General features: G+C 69.1%; 18 protein-coding genes. 5 read left to right on the top strand and 13 right to left on the bottom strand.

The window, feature by feature from the left end; genetic code table 11:
• Positions 1 to 9 precede the first annotated feature (9 nt).
• The 5 genes from ABD944_RS13455 to ABD944_RS13435 all read left to right on the top strand — a co-directional run bounded on the left by ABD944_RS13455 (position 10) and on the right by ABD944_RS13435 (position 10,040).
• A complete protein-coding gene (locus tag ABD944_RS13455; RefSeq protein WP_345175881.1) occupies positions 10 to 7,131 on the top strand; it encodes an RHS repeat-associated core domain-containing protein in 7,122 nt (2,373 codons plus the stop codon).
• 32 nt (positions 7,132 to 7,163) lie between these two features.
• Complete coding sequence (locus ABD944_RS13450) at positions 7,164 to 7,631, top strand: hypothetical protein (RefSeq protein ID WP_345175879.1); 468 nt, start codon at positions 7,164 to 7,166, stop codon at positions 7,629 to 7,631.
• A gap of 17 nt (positions 7,632 to 7,648) precedes the next feature.
• Positions 7,649 to 7,930: a hypothetical protein gene (locus tag ABD944_RS13445; RefSeq protein WP_345175877.1), complete on the top strand. Its 282-nt coding sequence runs from the start codon at positions 7,649 to 7,651 to the stop codon at positions 7,928 to 7,930.
• 577 nt (positions 7,931 to 8,507) lie between these two features.
• Entirely contained in the window at positions 8,508 to 9,440 is a 933-nt protein-coding gene (trpA, locus tag ABD944_RS13440; protein ID WP_345175876.1) for a tryptophan synthase subunit alpha, read from the top strand.
• A 102-nt stretch (positions 9,441 to 9,542) separates the two neighbouring features.
• Positions 9,543 to 10,040: a beta-class carbonic anhydrase gene (locus tag ABD944_RS13435; protein WP_345175875.1), complete on the top strand. Its 498-nt coding sequence runs from the start codon at positions 9,543 to 9,545 to the stop codon at positions 10,038 to 10,040.
• Positions 10,041 to 10,078: 38 nt separating this feature from the next.
• On the opposite strand, the gene ABD944_RS13430 is transcribed toward ABD944_RS13435, so the two are convergent.
• The 13 genes from ABD944_RS13430 to ABD944_RS13370 all read right to left on the bottom strand — a co-directional run bounded on the left by ABD944_RS13430 (position 10,079) and on the right by ABD944_RS13370 (position 23,584).
• On the bottom strand, positions 10,079 to 11,182 hold the full coding sequence (locus ABD944_RS13430) for an LLM class flavin-dependent oxidoreductase (protein ID WP_345175874.1): 1,104 nt from the start codon (positions 11,180 to 11,182) through the stop codon (positions 10,079 to 10,081).
• Positions 11,183 to 11,214: 32 nt separating this feature from the next.
• Complete coding sequence (locus ABD944_RS13425; RefSeq protein ID WP_345175873.1) at positions 11,215 to 12,003, bottom strand: ABC transporter ATP-binding protein; 789 nt, start codon at positions 12,001 to 12,003, stop codon at positions 11,215 to 11,217.
• The gene (locus tag ABD944_RS13420; protein WP_345175871.1) at positions 11,987 to 13,030 is read right to left on the bottom strand and encodes a taurine ABC transporter substrate-binding protein; all 1,044 of its coding nucleotides are present in this window, start codon (positions 13,028 to 13,030) and stop codon (positions 11,987 to 11,989) included. Before ABD944_RS13420 ends, ABD944_RS13425 begins: the two co-directional genes overlap by 17 nt.
• 36 nt (positions 13,031 to 13,066) lie before the next feature.
• A complete protein-coding gene (locus ABD944_RS13415) occupies positions 13,067 to 13,846 on the bottom strand; it encodes an ABC transporter permease (protein WP_345175869.1) in 780 nt (259 codons plus the stop codon).
• A gap of 92 nt (positions 13,847 to 13,938) precedes the next feature.
• On the bottom strand, positions 13,939 to 15,366 hold the full coding sequence (gene pdxR, locus ABD944_RS13410; RefSeq protein WP_345175867.1) for a MocR-like pyridoxine biosynthesis transcription factor PdxR: 1,428 nt from the start codon (positions 15,364 to 15,366) through the stop codon (positions 13,939 to 13,941).
• 178 nt (positions 15,367 to 15,544) lie between these two features.
• Positions 15,545 to 15,766, bottom strand: coding sequence for a DUF397 domain-containing protein (locus tag ABD944_RS13405; protein ID WP_345175865.1), 222 nt, complete (start codon positions 15,764 to 15,766; stop codon positions 15,545 to 15,547).
• A 35-nt stretch (positions 15,767 to 15,801) separates the two neighbouring features.
• Positions 15,802 to 16,809, bottom strand: a complete 1,008-nt coding sequence (locus tag ABD944_RS13400; protein ID WP_345175862.1) for a hypothetical protein — start codon at positions 16,807 to 16,809, stop codon at positions 15,802 to 15,804.
• Position 16,810: 1 nt separating this feature from the next.
• A complete protein-coding gene (locus ABD944_RS13395; protein WP_345175860.1) occupies positions 16,811 to 17,374 on the bottom strand; it encodes an RNA polymerase sigma factor in 564 nt (187 codons plus the stop codon).
• 646 nt (positions 17,375 to 18,020) lie between these two features.
• Positions 18,021 to 18,764, bottom strand: coding sequence for a sulfotransferase family protein (locus ABD944_RS13390; protein ID WP_345175858.1), 744 nt, complete (start codon positions 18,762 to 18,764; stop codon positions 18,021 to 18,023).
• A 42-nt stretch (positions 18,765 to 18,806) separates the two neighbouring features.
• The gene (locus ABD944_RS13385) at positions 18,807 to 19,580 is read right to left on the bottom strand and encodes a class I SAM-dependent methyltransferase (RefSeq protein ID WP_345175856.1); all 774 of its coding nucleotides are present in this window, start codon (positions 19,578 to 19,580) and stop codon (positions 18,807 to 18,809) included.
• 5 nt (positions 19,581 to 19,585) lie between these two features.
• A complete protein-coding gene (locus ABD944_RS13380; protein WP_345175854.1) occupies positions 19,586 to 20,662 on the bottom strand; it encodes an aspartyl/asparaginyl beta-hydroxylase domain-containing protein in 1,077 nt (358 codons plus the stop codon).
• Positions 20,659 to 22,152 carry a M28 family peptidase gene (locus ABD944_RS13375; RefSeq protein WP_345175852.1) on the bottom strand — a complete coding sequence of 498 codons (1,494 nt, stop codon included), beginning with the start codon at positions 22,150 to 22,152 and terminating at the stop codon, positions 20,659 to 20,661. The genes ABD944_RS13380 and ABD944_RS13375 overlap by 4 nt, the downstream gene beginning before the upstream one ends.
• A gap of 265 nt (positions 22,153 to 22,417) precedes the next feature.
• Positions 22,418 to 23,584 carry a cytochrome P450 gene (locus ABD944_RS13370; protein ID WP_345175850.1) on the bottom strand — a complete coding sequence of 389 codons (1,167 nt, stop codon included), beginning with the start codon at positions 23,582 to 23,584 and terminating at the stop codon, positions 22,418 to 22,420.
• Positions 23,585 to 23,602 lie beyond the last annotated feature (18 nt).

Here is a 23,602-nt window from a genome sequence, read left to right as displayed (position 1 = left end):
GAGGGCGTTGTGAGCAAGCGCGGTACCCGGATGCTGCTGGGAGGCCACGGCCGGGCGCGGTCGAAGATCGCGCTGGGCATGGCCGCCGTGCTGGCGATCGGACTGGCGTCGCCGCTGCCCGCACGGGCCGAACCGGTGCCGAGTCGTCAGTTCAAGGACGCCAAGCCGGTCAAGGGCCGGGCGCTGAAGGCGCGGCCGCGCAAGGCCGGGAACAAGCACCTGACCACCAAGGCGGCCCCGGCGCCGAGCTGGCCGAAGGCCGGCACGGCGACCAGCAAGGTCCCCGCCAAGGGACGCTGGGCCCGCGCCGGTGATCTCCCCGTCTGGGTAACCGCTCCGAACGATGCGACGCACCTCGGTTCGCGTCCGGGGTCACGAGGTCTACCGGCGGCCGAGCAGGTCCGGGTCCAGGTCGTCGACCGCAATGTAAGTCAACGCGCCGGCGTCCAAGGCGTCATGATCTCGGTTGCCCGCACTGACACGACGGCACCGGGACAGGTCGGGGTCGGGCTGAACTACGCGTCGTTCGCGTCGGCGTTCGGTGGCGCTTACGCCGACCGGCTTCGTCTGGTGCAGTATCCGGCGTGCGTCCTGACCACGCCGGAGCGGGCCGATTGCCGGAGGCCTACTCCGGTGGCGACGACCCACGACAGCAAGAACAAAACGCTGATCGCGCAGGTACGGGCCGCGTCGGAACCGGCCGCCCGGCAGGCGTCACCGCAGCAGCCGACGGCCACGGCGGGGCCGACGGTCCTGGCCACCGCCGCGGGAACCGCCGGTGAGCAGGGCGATTTCAAGGCCACCAAGCTGTCGCCGTCGTCGACCTGGAACGTGAACCTGAACAGCGGGGAGTTCAACTGGTCCTACCCCATGAGGGTGCCTCCAGTACCCGGTGGCTTGACTCCGGAAGTGGGGCTCAGTTACTCCTCAGGCAGCATCGATGGTCTGACCTCGAATACCAATGCCCAATCGTCCTGGGTGGGCAATGGCTTCGATCTGTGGCCGGGATTCATCGAGCGCCGCTACAAGGCATGCGAAGACGATGGAGCGCCGAAGGACGAGGCGGGCACCTCGCCCGGTGACCAGTGCTGGGGCTATGACAACGCCACGATGCAGCTGAACGGGCGTGGCGGTGAACTCATCCCAGACGGTGACGGCAAATGGCGTTTGAAGAACGATGACGGCACTCGCATCGAGAAGCTGACGGGCGACGACGCCAAAACCGGCAACGGGGACGACAACAACGAGTACTGGAAGGTCACCACCACCGACGGCACTGTCTACTTCTTCGGCAAGCATCGTCTAGACGAATGGTCGACGAACAACCCGGTGACCAATTCGACCTGGACCATGCCGGTGTTCGGCAACGACGCGACCGATCCTTGTCATAAGGATACGTTCAAGGACTCCTGGTGCCAGCAGGCATGGCGGTGGAACCTGGACTATGTTGTCGACCCCGAGGGCAACGCGGTCACCTATTACTACGACAAGGAGACCAACTACTACGGCCGCAACCTCAAGCCCGAAGACGAGACCCCTTATGTTCGCAGCGGTGTACTGAACCGCATCGAGTACGGGTTGCGCTCGGACAATCTGTGGGCAAAGGCGCCTGCCCGAGTGATGTTCAACAGCAAGGAACGCTGCCTGGACACCGACGCCAACTGTGACCCGTCCAAGATCGAGACCAATCCGAACCTGTGGCCGGACACGCCCTACGATCTCAACTGCGAGTCCGGGACCGAGTGCAAGGACTTCAAGGGCACCGTCTCGCCGTCCTTCTGGACGCGCAAGCGCCTGGAGTCGGTGAAGACCCAGGTGATCAAGAGCGACGGGACCTGGCGGGACGTCGACTCCTGGACGCTGACGCACAAGTGGGGCACCGCCGACTACGCGCGGGCACTGCTGGCCACGTCCATCCAGCACACCGGCCACGCCGCCAGTACGGCGATCACTCTGCCGAAGGTGACCTTCGACTACGAGGAGCGCTACAACCGCGTCCGGGCCGGTGACACCGGCGGTCTCATGCGCTATCGACTGGACTACGTCGCCGACGAATCCGGTGGCGAGATCTCCGTCGCCTACAGCACGGCACAATGCACTACCGCCAATTTGCCGGACCCAGAAACCAACACCAAACGATGCTTCCCTGTCTACTGGGCACATGACGGCGACATCAAGCCGACACTGGACTGGTTCCACAAGTATGTCGTCACCCACGTGATCGCTCGTGACCGTACCGGTCGCAGCGCAGACATGGTGACCAAGTACGTGTACGACGACGCCGGGGGCGGCGCCTGGCATTTCGATGATGACGACGGCTTGACCAAGGAGAAATACAAGACCTGGAGCCAGTGGCGCGGCTACGGCAAGGTCAGCGTGTTGACCGGTTCCGACCTCGCCGACGGCATGGTCGCTCAGACCGACCATTATTTCCTGCGCGGTATGCACGGCGACCGGAATTCGGCAACCGACCCGGACCAGAAGCGTACGGTAACCGTCGACAACGGCGACGGCGGCACGGTGACCGACTACGACTCCTTCGCCGGCCAGGAACTGCGCTCGGTACAGCTGGACAAACCCGGCGGCCAGACCTTGGAGTGGACGCAGAATCTGCCGGTCCGCTATCAGACCGCCTCCAAGACCAGGTCCTGGGGTACCGTCACCGCCAACATTGTGGGCGTCGAATACGCCCGGACGTTCACCCCGCTAGGGCCCGGCCAGTGGCGCAAGACCGAGGTCCGCACCGACTACGACCACGACACCGGGCGGGTCAACTGGACGTCCGACAACGGGGACCTAGCGGTGAGCAGCGACGACCGCTGCACTCGCTACACCTACGCCGACAACACCACCGCCTGGCTGCGCAGCAACATTGCGGAGAAGGAGGTCACTCAGGGCAGTTGTCTCTGGAGTGGATTGGACCGCCGGGTCCATGTGCTGTCGGACACCCGCACCTACTACGACGGCACCTCGTCGACGCCCAAGAGCACCTTCAAGTCCATCAGCAAGGGGCGGGTCACCTACACCGAGCGGCTGGTGTCTCACGCCGCCGCCGACGGCTCCAGCCCGACCTACCAGAAGCTGTCGGCCGTCACGGGCTTCGACGGGTACGGCAGGCCCACGACGACGTCGGACGTCCAAGGGCGCGTCAGTACCACCAGCTTCACCCAGACCCCCGCGGGCACGGCGCCGGGACTGACGACCAAGGTCACCGCCACGCTTCCGGCCGTAACAAAGGACGACGGCAGCAGCCTGAAGCTGTCCACCACCACGACGCTGGACCCGGCGTGGGGCTTGCCGATCGTCGAACTTGACGAAGCGGGCGCCAAAACCGACGTCTACTACGACGCGCTCGGCCGCACCATCAAGGTGTGGGAGCCTGACCGCAACCGAACCGGCGGCGAGACCGCCAGCGCGGAGTTCACCTACCAGGTCGCCGAGAACGCGCCCGTCGTCGTCGGTACCCGCACCGTCACTAACACCGGCACCCTCAGCCGCCCGACCTATGAGATCTACGACGGGTTCCTGAGGGGCCGCCAGACTCAGGCGCCGGGACAGAACGGCGGCCGGGTCATCACCGACACGCTCTACGACGGCCGCGGTTTGGTCGCCTACACCTACAACGGCTACTACAACGACCAGGCTGGCCCCACCCCGAGCCTGTTCGGCCCTGAGATGCAGGGACTGGTCCACAGCCAGACCCGGTACAGCTATGACGGCGCTGGTCGCAAGACCCGCGAGGCGCTCTTGGGCGGCGCGGGCGACAACCCCGAGGTGTATGCCACCGGCTACAGCTATGGCAGCGACACGGTCGGGGACTGGGTCAAGCAGACCCCGCCTGACGGGGGAACGCCGACCACCGCCTACACCGACGCGCTCGGCCGCACCATCGAGCTGCGGCAGCACAACGCCGCCTCGCCGACCGGCACCGACTACGTCACCACCACCTATCAGTACGACCCCGCCGATCGGATCACCAAGATCCTTGGGCCGGGCGGCAAGACCTGGGAGTACCGCTACGACGTCCGCGGCCGCCAGACGACCGCCATCGACCCCGATCGCGGCACCACCACGACCGCCTACGACGACCTGGACCAGGTCGTCTCCACCACCGACTCCCGTGGCTCCGCGGGCAAGGTGTTCCACGAGTACGACGAACTCGGGCGCAGACTTCGCACCTACGCCGCCAACAGCGACGGCGACAAGGGCGCCCTGATCGCCCTGTGGGGTTATGACACCGTACGCCCAGGCCAGCTCACCTTCGCCTCACGCAAAGCCGCCGGCGCCGACGGCCAGACCTACGAGTACAAGATCCGCAATGACGATTACGACAACCTCAACCGGCCCAAGCGCACAACGATCACCGTTCCTACCGGGGCCGAGGGAACTGGACTGGACAACAGCTACCAGTTCAACACCACCTACAACCCGGACGGGACCGTACAGTCCACCAGCCAGCCCGCCGCCGGCGACCTGCCGGCCGAGGTTCTCACCTACACCTACGACGCCGAGAACCTGAAGCGGCCGCTCACCCTGACCGGGAATTCTCAATACGTCACCGGCACCAGCTACACCAACATCGGCCAACTCCGCGGCTACGTGCTGTCAGCCGGTGGCAAGGACGTCAACGTCGGCTACGACTACGACCTCGCCACCCGCCGCCTGACCCACTCCACCGTCAGCCGAGAGGGCATCGACGGCTACGCCCGCGACGCCACCTACACCTACGACGACGCTGGCAACGTCCGGCAGATCACCGATATCACCGGGCACGCCTCCACCGGCGGCGTCACCACCGACACCCAGTGCTTCCGCTACGACTTCCAGCGGCGCCTCACCGATGCCTGGACGCAGAACACCACCACCTGCGCCGCTACCCCCTCCACCGCCGAAGTCGCAGGTCCCGCTCCGTACCGAAAGAAGTACAGCTACAACCCGGACGGGAATCGCACCAAGGAGGAGAGTTGGGGAGCCGGAACCGCCGGCGGTACCTGGCAAGGAGACCATGACTACCGCTACGCAGGGGACACCGGCGTAGACCCCACTTACAAGGGACACCAACTCGCTGGTTACTCCGAGCGAATCGACGGGCCTGGCGGCACACAGCAAAAGAACCTCACCTATACCTACGACGCAGGCGGTAACACCACCCAACGCACCGACGGCACGAACACTCTCCAGTTCTCCTGGGACCACCAGAACGAAATCTCCAAGGTCACCGACACTGCCCAGGGCAACACCACCTTCGTCTACGACGCCGACGGCAACCGGCTCGTCCGCCGCGACAAGTCGGGCACCGTCTTGTATCTGCCGGGCATGGAACTCCGCCTCAGCGGCGGTAATGTCACCGCCACGCGCTACTACTCCCACGGCGGCCAGACGGTCGCCATGCGCACCGCCGCCGGCACCACTCTCTTGGCGGCCGACCATCAGAACACCGCCCAGCTCGCCGTCCCCGCCGCCAACCCGGCAAACCTCAGCCAGCGCCGCTACACGCCCTTCGGAGACGACCGCGGCGGCTCCACCGGCATCTGGCCCACTGCCATGGACAAGGGTTTTGTTGGCGGCACCAACGACAACACTGGCCTCACTCATCTGGGCGCCCGCGAGTACGACCCGGCAACAGGCCGGTTCATCTCAGTCGACCCCCTCATGGATCCGGCCGAGCCCCAGCAACTGAACGGCTACAGCTACGCCAACAACAACCCCGTCACTAGCGCCGACCCCAGCGGCCTGATGAGCGACCCCAATTCCTCGGAGGACTACTTCCCCCCTTCCGGCGGAAGCGGCACAGGCGGCGGCGCAGGCTATGGCGGCGGAGGAAGTGGGGGAGGCTCCAACTCCAGCGGGGACTACGCACCGACAGGGCAAGCCCACAACAACTTCCGCGCACTTCCCGTCGTCCTCCGTCTGTACGGATGTGACCCGATTAACGCGTACAAGACGAGTATGTGTGGACCGGGCGGCCAGCAGCAGAGACTGGAAGGCCTTGCCGCGCCCGAACCCCGATACATTCCCGGACCGAGCCTGCGAGAATCCCTCAAATTCATGCTCGGGCTGGGCAAGGACGTGGCCGAGGATCTCAGTGGCTACAACGACGCGAAGAAGTGCGTCACAGGAAAAAGCGGAGGATCGTGTGGCTGGTTCGCCGTCGGTTTCGTCCCCTACGTGGGAAAGTTTGCCAAACCCCTCAAGCGAGGGGCCAAGATATTCCGGCGCGGCAAAAAGACCGGTGAGGCTGCAAAACCGATCGGTAAAGGCGTAGAAAAGGCTGCCGAAAAGTGCCACAGCAGCTTCAAACCAGGAACTCGGGTTCTGCTTGCTGACGGTCGCTACCGGAATATCGAAGACGTCAGAGTTGGGGACGAGGTTCTGGCCACCGACCCGCAGACGGGGAAGACCGAAGCCGAGCCGGTCCTGGCGACGATCACGAGCAAGGGCACCAAGAACCTCGTCCAGATCACTGTCGAAGCCACCGACCTCCGCCCCGTCTGGCCGGCAGGCGAGGAACTCAAGAAACCCGCCAGCCCTCTCCGCCTCAAGACCGGCGTCGTCATCGCCACCGACGCCCACCCCTTCTGGGTCGCCGGAAGCCTCAACAAGTGGGTCAAGGCCGCCGACCTCGAACCGGGCATGTGGCTCCGCACCAGCGCCGGCACCTACGTCCAGGTAACCGCCACCAAACACTGGACCGCCCACCACCAACGCGTCCACAACCTCACCGTCGCCAACCTGCACACGTACCATGTGGAGACCGGAAACGCATCAGTTCTGGTCCACAATGCGGGCTGTGGGGTCGGCGGCGCCCTCAAAGGTTGGCAGAGCCAACGTTTCCAGTTTGGAGATAACAGCTTCCTGCTAAGGAGGCGGGACATGGCCCATATCCTCGAGGGTCATCATCCCAACTACCTTCGCGGAGATCCGGGCGGAAATACTCTGTTCGATAGAAAAATGACCGTGGATGATGTACAAAATGCTATTTCCGCTGTAATGAGGCAGAATCAACGTCAACTGAGCGGCCAGGAATATGCGCAGGGTAAGTGGGGCAAGATCTATGGCGAATATCAGGGGCGTCAATATGCTCTGGGCTTTGGGGATGGCGCGGTCGGGCAATTCTATCCGCTCCCCTAGAGTATTGCGGGAGTGAGAGGATGCGGTCGTCGATGACATCGGAAGCGAGGACCTTTGTGGTCGTCGGGGAGAAGATTGTGCCGGTCGAGGGCTGTGGACTTTCCTTCTCTCGGGATGATCGCGTGCAGGGGGCTATCGAACTTCGTGTTAATGAGGTTCCAATTCTCGGGCGCGATGAGGTCGACACCATCGATGCATTGTGGTCTCTTCTTCTGACCTACCTTGAGAACTTCGCGGCGGGCAGGGAAGAAGTGTTCAATTTCCCTGAGCGCAGGTTCATGCTTAATCTTAAGAGGGTCTCCGGTGCGAGAGTCCTGGTGACATTCGAGAATGGACTTGATCGGCGACGGGTAGTGGCCTCGGAGAAGAGTGTTGTCTGCGGCTTGGCGGCGGGCGCGGTGAAGTTCTTTGGGGCGGTGCTGAGCTTTGCTCCAAAAGAGGAGTGGAGCTATCGGCGGGACTTTGACCTGGCGATGAAAATGCGTGCACGGTACTCATAGGTATGGGCGGAGAGAGATTGCTGCCACCCTACGCCCGTCTTGAATGCGAAGATGTGGTGCAGGACGCGCTGCAGAGCCGGGAAGTCGTCCTTGTTCGCTACACCTCACCGGGCTGGGAAATGATGTATCGCTCTCGAGGCTTCCACGGCCGTGCGCTGTATGAGTTGAACGGCCTCTCCGAAGAGCTTCGCGGCCGCTGCATCGGTGGGATCGACCTGAGGCGCTTCGGTTCATCGTTGATGTCGAAGCCGGCAACGATGAGCGGATCATGCCGCTCCTGGAGGCTGCTTTGCGCGTAGTGGCCAGGGAACGGCGCCCCGGCGCCGCTGCGGGGGCGAACGCCGCGACCGACGGCAGCCACAGCGTGAACTCGCCTGCCGCGAACACCTGCACTAAAGGGCAGTAGGAGACGGCATGGACGGCATTGATGCACTGGACGCGTCCACGGTCGAGCGGCGAGAGATCGGCCGTCACCGCCTCGTCCCGTCGCAGCGGCGGGGGTCCCCGCCCTCAGCTCAAGCCGGCGCCTGCGATCCCCGCGGTAGGGGCCAAGCCCGCCGCTCTCTTGGACTCTCCACGCGTACTCTGCTCGATCCGCTTGTGGTCGACTCCGGGGTCATGGTCGTGCAGCCCTCGGTGTGACGACAGACCCTAGGTCGCAGCTGCCGCTACCAACGACGACGGCTCATCGATCATTGGATGCGGCTGGAGGTCTAGGCCCCGGGGCCAGCCCTGGCGGCCACGGGGTGGAGGGGGAAGTTCATCGGACGCAACAATTGTTAATGCGAAACCCCTTCCCGGAAGCGGTTCGGACGGCCACAGTATGTCCAAGATCGACTACTGGTGGGCGCGAGCCTGGTGCCGGAGGGGTTGCGGATGAGCGAGCAGGGCGGTCGCGCGTGGCTGGAGAGCGTTCTCGCCGCGAAGCGGGAGCGGGGCCGGCCGGCGTTGGTCGGCTACCTGCCGATCGGCCATCCCAGCGTGCCGGCCTCGATCGAGGCCATGTTCGCCATGGTCGAGGCCGGTGTCGACATCGTCGAGATCGGCCTTCCCCACGATGACCCGGTCATGGACGGTCCCGTGATCAGGCGGGCCACCGAGAGCGCGCTGCGGGGCGGGACCCGGATCGCCGACCTGTTCACCGCCGTGACGGCCCTCGCCTCGGCGGGGGTGCCTGTGGTCTGCATGACGTACTGGGCGCCCGTGGAGCGGTACGGGGCCGAGCGGTTCGCGCGCGACCTCGCCATCGCGGGAGGCTGCGGGGCGATCGTCCCGGATCTGCCCGACGGCAAGGCGCCGGAATGGACGGCGAGCACCGACGCGCACGGGCTCGCCCGGATCCTGGTCGTCCCCCCGGACGCGTCTGACGAGCGGATCTCCCGTATCGCCTCGGCCTGCACCGGCTTCGTCTACGCGGCGGGCCGTCTCGGTCTCACCGGTTCCGGCGAGGTGGACGTCGCTCAGGCGAAGAGCCTCGTCGACCGGGTGCGCCGGGTCACGACCACCTCTGTCTGCGTGGGCTTCGGCATCTCCACCCCGGCCCACGCCGCCGGAGTCGCGACCTCCGCCGACGGCGTCATCGTCGGCACCGCCCTCGTCGAGTGCCTCGCAGCCCCGTCGCTCGACGCCGGGCTCGAACGCCTGACCACCCTGGTCGGCTCCCTCGCCGCCTCCCTCCACACCCCGTCCCGCATCCCTCGGACCACCGCCTGCGTCCCGGCCGCCCGCGACGGCGGCATGCGCGCCGTCGGCCGGGGCGGATGCCCCGACCCCCTCACCAGCACCGGCGAACTCACTGAGAGTTTCTAGACGAACGGCGGGGTGACGCGCCCATGGCCAGTTGGAAACTATTCCTACTTGTTTAGTTGGTATAGGGTCCTGTTCTAGCCGGAGGCAACCCGTGGAGGACTCATGAGCACGACGGACGAATTGCTCGTCAACGCCGAGCGTTACGCGGCGGGTTTCGGCAAGGGGGAGCTGCCTCTGCCGCCCGCGAAGGGGGTGGCGGTGGTCGCGTGCATGGACGCTCGCCTCAACCCCTACGGGCTGCTCGGCCTGTCGGAGGGGGACGCGCACGTCATCCGGAACGCCGGCGGGGTGGTCACCGCGGACGTGCGCCGCAGCCTGGCCATCAGCCAGCGGCTGCTCGGCACCCGGGAGATCGTCCTGATCCATCACACCGACTGCGGCATGCTCACCTTCACCGACGACGGCTTCAAGGCCACCATCCAGGACGAGGTGGGCCTGAAGCCGGACTGGTCGGCCGAGGCTTTCACTGACCTGGACCAGGACGTCCAGCAGTCCATCGGCAGGATCAAGGCCGACCCGTTCATCCCGCGCACCGGCGCGGTGCGCGGATTCGTGTACGAGGTCGAGACGGGCCGCCTGCGCGAGGTCAAGCCCCGCTGACCCGCAGCGGCCCGCGGGTCAGCGGGGCCGCGCGTCGCTCAGGCCGCTCCGAGCCCGGCCGGGCGGGGCGCCAGCCGGGGGATGAGGTACTCGCCGACGCGGTACGCCTCCTCCAGGTGGGGCCAGCCGGAGAGGATGAACTCCTCGATCCCGAGGTCGGCATACTCCCGGATCCGCTCCGCCACCTCGTCGTACGATCCGACGAGGGCCGTCCCGGCGCCCTCGCGCACCAGTCCGACGCCGGCCCACAGGCCCGGCGCGACCTCAAAGCTCCGCGCGTCCGCTCCCTTCGCCGAACCGCCGTGCAGTGCGGCCATGCGCTGCTGGCCCGTCGAGTCGAAACGGGCGAAGCGCCGCTGCGCGGCCTCGATGCGGGCGGGATCCATGCCGGCGAGCAGGCGTCCGGCCTCCGCCCATGCCTCCGAGGCGGTGTCGCGGGCGATGACGTGCAGGCGGATGCCGAGACGCAGACGCCGGCCCTCGGCGGCGGCGAGCGCTCGCAGGCGGGCGGCGCGGGCGGCGACGGCCGCGGGCGGTTCGCCCCACATCAGGGCGACGTCCGCGTGGCCGGCCGCGACCTGTTCGGCCGCCGGGGACGCGCCGCCGAAGTAGACGTCCGGGACCGGGTCGAGCGGTGCGGTCAGGCCGTCCTCGATCTCGTAGTGCTCGCCGTGGAAGTCGTACCGGCGGCCCGCCCAGGTGCGGCGGAGCACGTCGAGGAACTCGGCGGTACGGGCGTAGCGGGCGTCGTGGTCGAGGAAGTCCCCGTACGACCGCTGCTCGACCGGGTCGCCGCCGGTGACGACGTTCAGCAGCAGGCGGCCGCCGGAGATCTCCTGGAAGGCCCGCGCCTGCTGGGCCAGGAGGGTCGGCAGGGTGAAGCCCGGGCGGAACGCCACGAGCATCTTCAGCCGTTCGGTGTGCTGGGCGACCGCCGCGCAGATGATCCACGGGTCCGGGCAGCCCGCGCCGACCGGGGTGAGGGCCGCCTCGAACCCGGCGTCCTCGGCCGCCCGCGCCACCTGCGTCAGGTAGCGCACGCTGCCCGGCCGCCCCGGCGGGCGGTGCGCGTCGGTGCTCATGATGGCGGTCCGGACCTCGTGGCCGTCGCCGGTCGTGGGCAGGAACCAGTGCAGACGCATGGCGATCCTTCCTGCGGAGAGGGTGGTGGGTTTCAGGCCGCTGCCTCGCGGACGGCGGCGGCGATCTCTTCGCGCAGAGTGAGGAAGTCCTGGTGCGCGTGCGGGTCGTCCTCGCCGGGCAGCGTGGAGGCCTTGTCGAGGACGATCCGTCCAGGGCGCTTGCTGAGGACGATGACGCGGGTGCCGAGGAAAACGGCCTCGTCCACGCTGTGCGTGACGAACAGGACGGTCTTGCCGGTCTGCTGCCAGATGCGGCGCAGTTCCTCCTGCAGCCGTTCCCTGGTGAGGGCGTCCAGCGCGGCGAAGGGCTCGTCCATCAGGAGGATGTCGGGGTCGGGCGCCAGCGCCCGTGCGATGGCCGCGCGTTGCTGCATCCCGCCGGACAGCTCGTACGGCCGCCGCGAGGCCGCGTCGGCGAGGCCGACGAGCCGCAGGAGTTCGTCGGCCCGCTCGGCGCGCCGCGTTCGGGGCGTGCGGGTGGTGCGCAGGCCGAACTCGACGTTGCGGCGCACGCTGAGCCACGGGAACAGGCGCGGCTGCTGGAAGACGATGCCGCGATCCGGGCCGGGCCCGGTGACCGGCGTGCCGGCCGCGGAGACCTCTCCGGCGGTGGGCTCGGCGAACCCCGCGACCAGCCGCAGGAGGGTGCTCTTTCCGCAGCCGGACGGGCCGACGATGGTCACGAACTCTCCGGCGGGGATGTCGGCGTCGACGTCCCGCAACGCCTGCACCGTGGCGCGGTCGCGCAGGAGCCCGCGCCCGCCGCCGAACACCAGCGAGACGTTCCGGAGGGAGACCGCGGGATCAGCTGGGGAAGGCATCGCCGAGTTCCTTGGTGGCCAGGCCCTTCTGGAAGACGCTCAAGGCCGGGATCGAGGGGAGCTGGTTGTGCGCCTTGAGGAACTGGGCGGCGCTGTGGAGGTTCTGCGCGAACGCGCCGGGCTTGGCAGCCGTGCCCAGGTACTCCGGCCCGGCCTGCTGCGCGCCGTCCAGCAGGATGAGCTGGTCGATCTGGCGCGCGGCCTCGGCGGGGGGCAGGTTGAGCTGGCGTCCGACGGAGGCGGCCGCGCCTGCCTTGTCGCCGCGGATCAGCTTGACCGCCCGGTCCTGCTGCCGCAGCCAGGTGGTCAGGGCCTTCGGGTACCTGTCGGCGAACTCGGTGCGCACCACGGCGAGGTCGGCGGTCACCTGGCCCTTGGCGGCCAGCTCCTTGCTGGTGACGAGGACCTTGCCGGTCTTCTCCAGCGTGCCGAGCACCGGCGTCCACACGTACGCGGCGTCGATGTCGCCGCGCTGCCAGGCGGCCTGGACGTCCTGCGGCTCCAGGTCAATGATCTTGACGTCGGACTCGGCGAGCCCGGCGTCGCGCAGCGCGGCCAGCAGGCTGTAGTGGGAGGTCGAGGAGAACGGCGTGGCGATCTTCTTGCCCCGGAGCGCCGCGACTGACGCGGCCTCGCGCGCCACCAGCGCCTCGTTCTCGCCGATCACGTCGAAGATCCACGGCACCTTGTAGCGGATGTTCAGCGGGGCCGACAGGCCCTTGGTCACCGGGCTGGACCCGGCCAGCCCGATGTCGAGCGAACCGGCGATCATCGCGGTGTTCACGTCCCCGCCGGAGTCGAACCTGGACCAGGTGATCTTGGTGTCGGGCAGCGCCTCCTCCAGCCATCTCCGGTCCTTGACGACCAGGTCCCCGTTCGGGATGAGCTGGTAGCCGATCCGCAGCGTCTTCGGGGTGCCGTCGCCGTTGACGCCGCCGGCGGCCGCCTTGCTCGCGCCGGTGCCGGAGGAGCAGGCGGCAAGCCCGAGGCAGAGCGCGGCGAGGACGAGTCCGTAGGTCTTCTTCAAGGTCGTACCTCTTGCTTCTTCAGGTCTCGCAGGGGGTCAGGACTTGCCGCGCCAGGGGACGAGGCGGCGTTCGGCCAGTTGCAGCAGGGCGTCGATGAGCAGGCCGGAGGCGCCGATGGCCAGCAGCCCGAGCACGACGACGTCGGTCTGGTTGTAGCGCTGGGCGTCGCGGATCATGCCGCCGATGCCGGGCACCCCGTTGACCGTCTCGGCGGCGACGACGGTGGTGTAGGCGACGCCGACGGCGACCCGGACGCCGGTGATGATCTCGGGCAGGGCGGAGGGCAGCACGATGTTCAGCGGGATCTGCCACCGGCGCGCCCCGAGGGACCGGGCGGCGAAGACGTAGTCCTCGTGCACCCCCCGCACGGCCTCGGCGGTCGCCACGGCGACCGGTGGCAGGGCGGCGACGAACAGCAGCGTCACCTTGGGCGCCTCGTCGATCCCGAACCAGATGATCAGCAGGCTGAAGTAGGCCAGCGGAGGCAGCGTGCGCACGAACGTCACGAGCGGCCCGAGCAGCGCCCGCACGGTCGGCACCAGGCCGATGACCAGGCCGAGCACGATCCCGCCCGCCACGCCGTACAGGCTTCCCAGCAGGATGCGGCGCAGGCTTACCCCCAGGTGCTCGTACAGCATGTGGCCGCTGTAACCGCGCACCCCGTCGTGCGTGGTGGACGTCTGGACCAGCTGGTGCCAGACCGCGCCGGGCGGCGGGACGAACACCTCCGACCAGAGGTGCGCGGCCGCGACGGCCCACCAGACGGCCAGGAGGGCCAGCACCCCGCCGGCCCTCAGCACCAGGGCTCGCGCCACCTTCCCTGCACCCCACTTTCCAGATCAAATCAGTCGGAAAAGGATGGTATTGGTCGCGTGGTGCCCTGCAAAGAGCCAGTTCCGAGTGATCCTCAGGTACCAGATGCCATGCGGTCCGCCTCCTCGGCGAGCAGCGCGATCCCGGAGTCGATCCGCGCGGGGTCGATCGCGCCGAACCCCAGCTTGATCCAGTGCCTGGGCACCGGCGGGGCGTAGAAGAACGTGTCGCCGGGCTCGATGAGCACGCCGCGCGCCGCGACGCGGGCGGCGAGCTCGCGCGTGTCCAGCCCGTACGGCCCGCCGATCCAGACGCTGACCCCGCCCGCACGCGGACGCATCGCCCAGTCGGGCAGGTGCCGCCGCACGGCGCCGACCGCCTCCTCCCAGCGCAGCCGCAGCGCGTCGCGCAGATGCCGCACACCGCGCCGGTACTCGCCGGAGGCGATCAGCAGGCCCAGGGCGCGCTGCTGGTGCCCGGACGGGTGCCGGACGGTGTAACGGCGCAGGTCCCGCAGGTGCTCGATCAGAGCGGGCGGGCCGTGCACGAACCCCAGCCTCAGGCCCGGAGCCAGGAACTTCGAGAAGCTGCCGAGGTAGACGACCGCGTCGGGGTCGAGCGAGGCGAGCGCCGGGGACGCCCTGCCGACGAAGCGCAGCTCGCTGTCGTAGTCGTCCTCGACCACCACGATGTTCCGCTCGCGGGCGAGCGCGACGAGCCGCTGCCTGCGCCGGCCGCTCATCGTGACGTTCGAGGGGTAGTGATGGGTCGGCGTGGTGACGACCATCCCGACGTCCAGGAGCTGCTCGTCGACGATGAGGCCGCTGTCGTCCACGTCCCCGGCGACCAGCCGCGCCCCGGCGCGGGCGAGGATGTGCCGGGCGTCCGGATAGCCCGGGTTCTCGACCAGGACCCGTGTCCCCGTCTGCACCAGGGCGGTGGCGACCAGGTGCAGCGCCTGCTGGGAACCGATGGTGACCAGGACCCGGTCGGGGGTCGCGGCGACGCCCCGGCCCGCGAGGATCTGCTTGCAGATCATCTCGACCAGCAGCGGATCGTCGGCGTCGATGCCGTCCTGAAGGCTGTGGCGCCGGTGCTCGGGCCGCAGCGCCTCCTTGAGGCAGCGCAGCCACGCGCGCTCGGGGAACGTCTCGGGCGGCAGGTGCCCGGTGACGAACGGATACCGGTAAGCGTCCCAATCCGCCGGCTTGCGGATGTGCGGCAGTTCGGCGCAACCCGGCGGCGGAGCCAGCCGGTCCAGCCAGCGAGGCGCCGCCGGCACCGCCGGACGCGCCGCCGGGCGCACGGCCATCTCGTCGTTGACGACGTGGCCCGACCGCGACCGCGCGATCACGAAGCCGTCGGTGACCAGCTCCTGGTACGCCTGGTTGACGGTATTGCGCGACACGCCCAGCTCGACGGCCAGTTCGCGGGAGGACGGCAGCCGCCCGTCCTCGAACCGCCCGGCGACGATGGCCTCCTCAAGCCCCCGCCGCACCCGCCGATAGAGCGGCTCGTCCACTCCGCCGTCCGCAACCGGAAACAACCCCACACCGCGCCACCCTAAAGCCCCACCCCACCACCCCCGCCGGGGTCCCCGGCGCCCTCCGGCCGTCGCGGGAGCAGCAGGGCATCGCCGCGTCATGGCCGGTGGGGGACCTGAGGGCCTCGCGGGGAGGCGAGGCCCTCAGGGGTTCGGGTCAGGGACGAAGATCCAGGGCTCCCTTCCTGATGCGGTCGCGAAGTTCAGTGAACTGTCCGGCGGTGACGGCCAGCAGGCCGTGGTCCGGGGCCTTGCTGTCGCGGATGGCGATGGTGCCACCGGGGATCGGAGCCAGTTCGACACAGTTGCTCTCGCCGCCGGAACGGCTGCTCTTGCGAAAGGCGGTGTCCGGTGGCGGGCACTCTGCTGCCTTCTCCACGTGGGGGGACGTCCTCTCTGTCAATGGGGGCTCTGTCAGGGTGAGGCGGTGGGCGACACCGGTGCCGGGCTCGGCGTTTCGGTGGTGGGCGGCGCGGACGGCGGAACCACGGATCGCGTGGGCGATGGTGCAGGGGTCGGGGTCCGCGTCGCGGTGACCGCCGACCCCTTGGTGCGGCGCCGGGGGTGATCCGGCTTGCCGCGTGTGCCTGATCTGCCGCCTGGGCGCGATGGCGGGGACGGCGACGGCCGCTCCTTGACGAGGATGTTCGCCATCGTGCAGACCTCCGCCCCGGTGCCCGGGCCGGACGAGTCGTGCCTGACGCCCAATGTGATCTTGTTTGCCGGCGTCGGCACGGCGAAGGTGACGAGGGTGGGTCCGGTCGTCGCCGGTTTCCGCGTGCTGCGCGACGGGCCGGCGGAGACCGTCCATTCACAGGGCTTCCCGGTGTTCAGGGCGCTCACCGTGGCGGTGACCTCCACCGGTCCGGGTTTCGTCATCAGGAGGATTTCGCGGGTGTGGAGAATGGTCTTTCCCATGACGATCCATGTCCCGGCCGCAGGGTCCGCCGCCGTCTGCGGGGAAGGGCTCGCGGGGCGCCTCGTGCCGTCGACGATCGTCCGGCCCGACAGCGACGTCTCGACGGTCCCTTTCCGCGCTCCGGTGGGCCGCATCGAGGGTCTGGACGGCCCCTGTCGCCCCGGCACGGGTTCCCGGGCCGCCATGCCGGGCTTCCCGGCGGGCCCGTCCGCCGGTGAGGCCAGGCCCAGGACGGCGACCGTGCCGATCAGGAGCACGACCACGACGATGACGAGCGCGACCCGCGGACCCACTCCCGAGGGAAGGAGGTGCGGCGGAAGGCCGCGCAGCGCGGCGGCGAGCCGCGTGCGGCGTTCGGCTGCGCGGTGGGCGCGCATCCGGCGCCGGAAGCGCTTCAGAGCCGCGCGCTCTCTGCCGGGGTCGGGCGGGCAGGCCCGCATCTCCTTCGCGGCCATGGCCTTGAGCAGTCGTTCGAAGTCTTGATCCGGTTCTGGATATCCCATCTCATTCCACCTCCGCGTGAGGCCCGTCGCCCTGGATCGCTTCTCTCAATTGCTTGAGCGCCCTCAGATAACGGCTCTTCACGGTTCCATGGGGAACACCGAGCTCCGCGGATATGCCCGACAGGGGCATGTCCTCGTAGAATTTCATTATTACGATCACGAGCAGTTCGCGGGGCAGTCCTCCCATCGCCTGCTGGAGCGTCACCTTGTCGGCGACGCGCGTTGAGGTGTCCGGAACTTTGCCGGCGGCGTCTTTCAGCGCGTTCAAGCTGTGCACGAGGGAGTCGTGGACCCTCCGGTCGTGCTCCTTGCCCTGGAAGTAGTTGACGCACTCGTTGCGGGCCGTCCGCCGGACGTAGGCTTTCGGGTCGCGGCCCTCCTTGACGATCTGCATGAGGGTGCCGCTTCGTTTGCACAACGACTCCGCAACGGTGGACGCGATGTCCTCGGCCTGATGCGCGGTCAGGCCGAGTCCTCTGGCCGCCTTGTCGGCGACGTCCAGGACATGTCGGAAGACGGCATTTTCGTCGACTACCTCCTGTCCACGCCAGTTTCTGCGCAGCATCGCTGGATCTCGTTTCTCCTCAGTGGATGGCAATCACTCGTAAAGAGTGTCGAGGACGGCCGGACGGACGGCGTGCCGCACAAGATCTTTTGCGAAAAGGCACTGCTGCACAGAAATGAGAGCAAAGAGAGGTGAGGCCTCTTTGCCTCGATTAGCCCCTCGGTCCGGGATGGTCCGAGGGCGCAGAGCCGGGCGATCTCTGCTTCCTGTTCAAACCGGACATAACTGTTCGCCAGACGAGGGAAGGGGAGATGTCCGGTTCGGGACTCCGGCGCACGGGCGGGTGGTCACCGCGAATGGACTGGCTTGGGCGGCGCGCCGGCGGGAGGGATCGGCCCGCGGAATCTCCAGCAGAATGGTGCTCGTCGGCGTTGGCGCAGGTCAGCGCGAACGCGAGTACCCCCGCGTCATCCCTCCACGGCGCGGTCTCGCGGCTCAGGGGCCGACGTCGTCCGCACTGGGGTGGCTATAGCAGTACGGCGGGCGCGATGGGAGCGGCCGTCTGGTATCCGATCCAGCCGGAAGATCACACGTCGGATCGAAGGTCCAGCGGATCACCCCCACACGCGGGGGGACCAGGGCTTCGTGAACAAGCTGATCAGTGCGGACCCGGCGTCCCCGGCGCTTGGGGACGGGGCCCTTCGGGTTACCTGTGAAGCTTGCGGTGTACTGCCCAGGTGATCGCGGCGCCGGTCGCGATCGCGGTGGTGGCGAGGATCCGGGGGGCCAGGGTTCTCTTCAGGGCCTGCCGCTGGCGGCGTTTGAACGTGGCCGCGTCGTTCTCCCGGGGGAACGGCTCGTCGGGGACGGGTACGCCGAGGAAGGCGCACAGCGGCGCCCATCCGTCCTTGACCTCGAACACCAGCAGCCGGTCTTCGGGCACGTGCGCCTTCACCTCGGCGACGTGCCGCTCGAATCTTTCGGCCATCTCCGCACGGTCGCCGAACGGCCCGCCGATCTCGCGATGCCACGTCGTCCGCTGGACGCGGTCGAGGACCTCCGCTTCGGGGTCGGGCCGGCGCGGGCCTCGCCAGCTCAGCACCCGCACCAGGAGCGGCGGCTTGGCGAGCACGGCGGCCATGGTCTGCGCGGCGCTGTCGTACCAGCGTTGCGGATCGCGGACGTTGAGCACCACCTTGGCGTCCGGGAACGCGTCGACGATGTCGCGCCAGAACGCGGTGGTCGGCGAGCCGACGGCGCAGCCGTAGCCCGCGAAAACCTTCCCCCAGTCCACCGTCCCGCCGTCCATCGCGGCGGCCCAGTCGGCGGCCCGCTCAGGCTCGGCGTTCAGGACCCGCATGTTGTAGCACGGGCCGTACCCGAGCCGGTCGAGTGCCAAAGCGAGTGAAGTCGTACCAGTTCGGAGCAAACCGACGCCGATGACCTGCACGCGAACTCTCCTCAGGATGAAGTGGATGACGTCTCAGGCCGGTCAGGTCGTACGGCGGGCGACCAGAGTCCCGGGGTCTTCGCCGTTGGCGACGGGGTGGAGGGCGGTTCCGGCCGTCGGGGTCAGCCCGACCGCCGCCAGGTCGGCGATGACGGCGTCCGGCCGGTGCAGGTAGTGGGCGCGCTCCACCACTTCGGTCGCCACCACATCGCCCTGGTAGTACGTGCGGTAGACGAACCGCAGGTGCGCCTGGTCGTCGCCGTCGGGCCGCGCCTCGCAGGACATCTCGTACCGGCAGTCGCCGAGGACGGCCTCGTCGGCGACGTGCTCGGGCCAGTCCGGTACGGGTTCTGACAGCACCATGTCCATGGCCACCTCGCCGTCCTCGGCCAGATGTTCGGCGATCGCATCGAAGAGCGCGGGCCGTTCGGGGTGCGGCACGTGCTCCAGCACGCCCGCCAGGTACACGAAGTCGAAGCGGCGGGCCAGGTCGAAGTGGGGCGCCGCGCGGTCGAGCACGGTGACGCGGGGGCGCAGGTGCGGGCGTTCGGCGAGCTTGGCCAGCAGCACCGCGCGCATGGTGGCGGACCGCTCCAGGCACAGGACGGTGGCGGCCCGCTCGGCCACGGCCAGCGTGATCCGGCCGGTGCCCGCGCCGATCTCCAGCGCGTGGCCGCCCCGGGGTGCGCGGTCGGCGAAGAACCGGGGGTCGGGGAGGGCGCCCTCTCCGCGGGAGGCGCGGAAGAGGTCGTAGTAACCGGGCTGGAAGGCGTACGGGTCGGTGCCGAGCGGAGCGACCCGGGCGGGGGAGGACATGCGAGTCACCTGCCTGTCTGGTCGGAAGGGGGAAGCTCGGAAGGGGGGAGCGTCGTCAGACGGTCGCGCGCGGCCGACGTCGTCCGACCGTCCTGGACGAACTGCGCGGGGCGTGTCCACTCGCGGAGGGCGCGGCCGGCGCGTTCCCTGATCCGCACCTGGCCGGTGGACTCGATGGCGATGGTGCGTTCCTCGCTCCAGCCGCTGAGGCGGAACTCGCCCAGCCCGAGATGCACCAGGCCGAAGGCGGGCTCGCCGTCGACGGCGAGGACGAGCCGGTCCTCGTGCACGAGGACCGCGGCGTCGCTGTCGGGCCTGGCCTCGACCTCCTCCTCCGACCACTGCGCGAAGTCGCCCGGCAGCCGGAACCGGCAGCACAGCCGGTCGCGGTCGGACGCGGTCAGCGGCACAGGTTCGCGGGCGAACATCACCTCGCTGAGCGGCAGCAGCTCCAGGAACTCGTCCGGCAGCAACCCGACGACCTCGCGGCTGACCAGGCAATCGAGCACCATGTGCACCCGAGTGCGGTCCCCGCCGTTCGCCACGTAGTGCCTTCGGCCGAAGTCGCCGAACCACAACCGTCCCGCCGTCCAGTGCTCGGACACGCCGTCGATGACCACGACGGCGTCCGGGTTGGTGTCGATCGGCACATGCAGCCGCAGGAGCCCGCGTTCGAACCCGTACTTGTAGTCGCGGTGCTCGTGCACGGTCGCGCCCGCGCCCAGGGCGATCAGCCGTACGCCCCGGACCGGCGCCGGCAGGGCGTCGATGACCTGGGCGAGGGCCGGGGCTTCGGCCAGCCACGGGGTGTCGGCGAAGTCGGTCAGGCCCGCGCCGCCCGGGTCGGTCCGCACCGGATCGCCGCCGACGCTGCGCAGCGGCAGGATGCGCCAGTCCACGCCGGACTCCGTGGCGGCGCCGTCCTGGCTGTAGGCGCGCTGGGCGCGCCACCGCCGGTGCCGCAGCCGGTCGAGGTCGGCGCGCAGCGCGTCGACGTCGAAGCTGAGCCCCATCGGCGAGGACGGCGGGTAGGCGGCGGGCGGGTCCGTCAGCGATTCGATGGCCTGGTGGTGCGTCGTCATGGTCGCTGCTCCTGGGGGGCGGGCAGGTCGGAGACGTCGAGGGCGAAGCGGCCCACGGCCCACGCGATGGCGGGCACGTTCTCGCCGAGAGCCCGGCGGTCGAGGTTGCCGATCGTGTCGCACGGCTGGTGGTAGCAGGGGTCGTACAGCTGCCCGGCCTCCCCGCCGAACCGCGCCGCCTGCGCGGCGGTCTTGACCCCGAGGACGCCGCCGTTCAGGCCGCCGACCGGGATGCCCGCGGCCACGAACGGCTCGTGGTCGGAGCCGACGGCCCGCAGGTCGTGGCTCTCGTAGGGGAGCCCGGCGTGGTCGAAGTAGTCCTTGAAGACCTTCTCCACGACCTGCGAGCCCGCCGGGCCCGGCGGGGTGCCCGGCGGCTGCTCGCTCGCGTCCCCGTCGAGGACGAACCGCACCCCGTTCGGAGCGGCGATCAGCTCGAAGTTGAGGTAGAGCGCGATCTTGGCGCGTTCGGCCGGTGGCAGGGTGCGCACGTAGTAGTTGGAGCCGATGTCGATGAGCTCCTCGGCCCCCCACAGCGCGAACCGCACCTTGTGGCGCACCTTGTCCTGGTGGGGAGCCAGCCGCAGCGCGGTCGCCATCAGCGCGGCGGCCGCGGCGGCGTTGTCGTTGATGCCGGGCGCCTCGGTCACGCTGTCCAGATGGGCGCCGGCCATGACGGTGCGGTCGTCGCCGCCGCGCGTCTCGGCGAACAGGTTGGTGGTGACTCCCGCGACCGCGTGCCCGCGCAGGTCGAGCCGCAGCCGCACCTGGTGCTGCGCGGTTTCCTGGGCGAGCTGTTCGGCCTGCGCCTGCGTGACGCTGGCCACCGGGATGGTGAACGCCTTCGGGTCGAACGCGTGCAGCCGGTAGATGTTGTTCGGACTCGGCGTGGCCAGGTAGATCAGCATCGCCCGCGCGCCGAGCCCGGCGGCGACGCGTTGCTGTGCCGTGTAGCCGCAGGATCCGCGCCGTACGAGCACGATGGACCCGGCCACGGGCAGCCCGTCGTAGTCGGCGGCGGAGCATCCGGCGGCGTCGCCCGCCGTGGCCCGGGGCACGACGAGGTGGGCGTCGAGACCGCCGGGCGGGGTGACGGGCGACCAGCGCATGACCAGCGCGCGCACCTGCCGGGCGGCGGGAGCGGTCACCGCCGCGCTCTCCGCGTCGACCTGATAGTCGGTGTACGGCACCTGCTGCTGGTGGACGCGGTAGCCGGCGGCGGTGAGCACCTTGGCGGCGTAGCGCGCGGAGGCATCGAACCCCGGCGTGCCGGTGGCGCGCACTCCGCCGTTCCGTGCGGCGATCCGGTCGAGGACACGCAGGTGCCGCCACGCGTCGCTGCCGCGGGTGGACCCCGCCAGCAGCCGCGCCAGCCACGGCTCCCCGGATTCACCGTCCGGACGACCTGCCGCCACGCGGGCGGACGCCGAGGCCGCGGCGGCGTGGGAAACGGCGGACGGTGGAGCGGTCGAAAGGATGGTGGCGGTCATGGTGACGAGGCTGGTCACCAAGGCGGTTTTCGTGCGCACAAACACCCTCATCAGCGCTCCAGAGGAAATCGTGTGATGGCGAGAGACAGAAACCCAGGTTGATATGTGCAGAGCCTCTGAGACCGGCCGCGCAGTGAATTATGAATGCCCGGCATAACGTGGCAGGTTGGAAGCGCGCCCCGCTATGCCGGGCACCCGCCTATGTCACTCAGTGGAGGTAACGCATAGTGCCACCTCCTTTCTGTCACGACGGATCTGAGGTCGGTCAGCCGAGGCGGACTCTGAGCCGAGCCACGCCTCGCAGCGTGAGGTTCCGGTGGTAGACGGGCTCGCCGGCAAGGCGGATTCCCGGGAACTCGGTCGCGAGCAGGCCGAGGACGACCTGTGCCTGGAGGACCGCCAGCGACTGCCCGAGGCACGAGTGGGCGCCCCGGCCGAACCCCAGGTGCGGGTTGGGATGGCGGCCGAAGTCCAGCTCGTTGGGCTCGGCGAACTTGGCCGGATCCCGGTTCGCGGCGGCCAGCAGCAGCGTCACCGCTTCGCCGGGCGCGACGACATGGCCGCCGACGCGCGTCTCCCGTACGCACGCCCGCCCGTCGGCCTGCACCGGCGTCACGTACCGGACCAGTTCCTCCACCGCGAGTGCCGGGTCAGCTCGGGCGAAACGCGCCAAAGTGTCCGGCCCGCTCAGCAGGACGACCAGAGCGTTGCTGAGCAGCCGCCCCGCCGATTCGAACCCGGCGTGCAGGACGGCCCGCAGCGTGTTCAGCAGCACCGGGCGCGCGATCCCGGAGCCGGGCGCCTTGGCCGCCACATGCGCCACCAGCCCGTCCGGCGGTGGATCGTCCAGCCACCGGCCGGTGTATTCGGCCAGCTCAGCGCGGGCTCGCACGGCGGGTTCGGCGGTCTCCGGCCAGATCCCGGCGTCCATGCCGTCCACGACCGTCTGCGACACGGGCAGGAACCACGCGGCGTCGATGGGCGGCACCCCGAGCACCGCGGTGATGGTGTCCAGCGCGAGTGGCGCGGTGAGGTCGGACACGCAGTCGAACTCCCCGGCCGCGCGCAGCCGCTCGGCTCGGGCGCGGACCTGCGCGGCGATGCGCTCGCGCAGCGTGCCCGGGTCGAGACCGCGAACCGCGTCCACCATGAAGTGTCGGATGGCCGTGTGCTCGGGCGGGTCGAGTGACTGGATGCTCAGCAACGGCTCCGGTACGGCCTCGCCGATCCGGCGCCAGTCCGAGGCGAACGACTCCGTGTCGCGCAGCACCGCGGCGCAGTCGTCGTACCTGGTCATCACCCACGAGTCGAGGAAGGTGCTGCGGTAGACGGGCGCGCTCTCGCGCAGGCGGCCGAAGAGGGAGTAGGGATCCAGAAGCGCCGCGGGCTCTGCGAGTCCCGCGGCCGGATCCGCGACCGGCGCCTCCGACATATCGACCTCCTCGCACGG

This window comes from Actinomadura verrucosospora (assembly GCF_039540335.1).
Classification (GTDB): domain Bacteria; phylum Actinomycetota; class Actinomycetes; order Streptosporangiales; family Streptosporangiaceae; genus Spirillospora; species Spirillospora verrucosospora.
The sequence above is the reverse complement of the archived record's forward strand: the minus strand, read 5'-3'. Positions and strand labels throughout refer to the sequence as shown.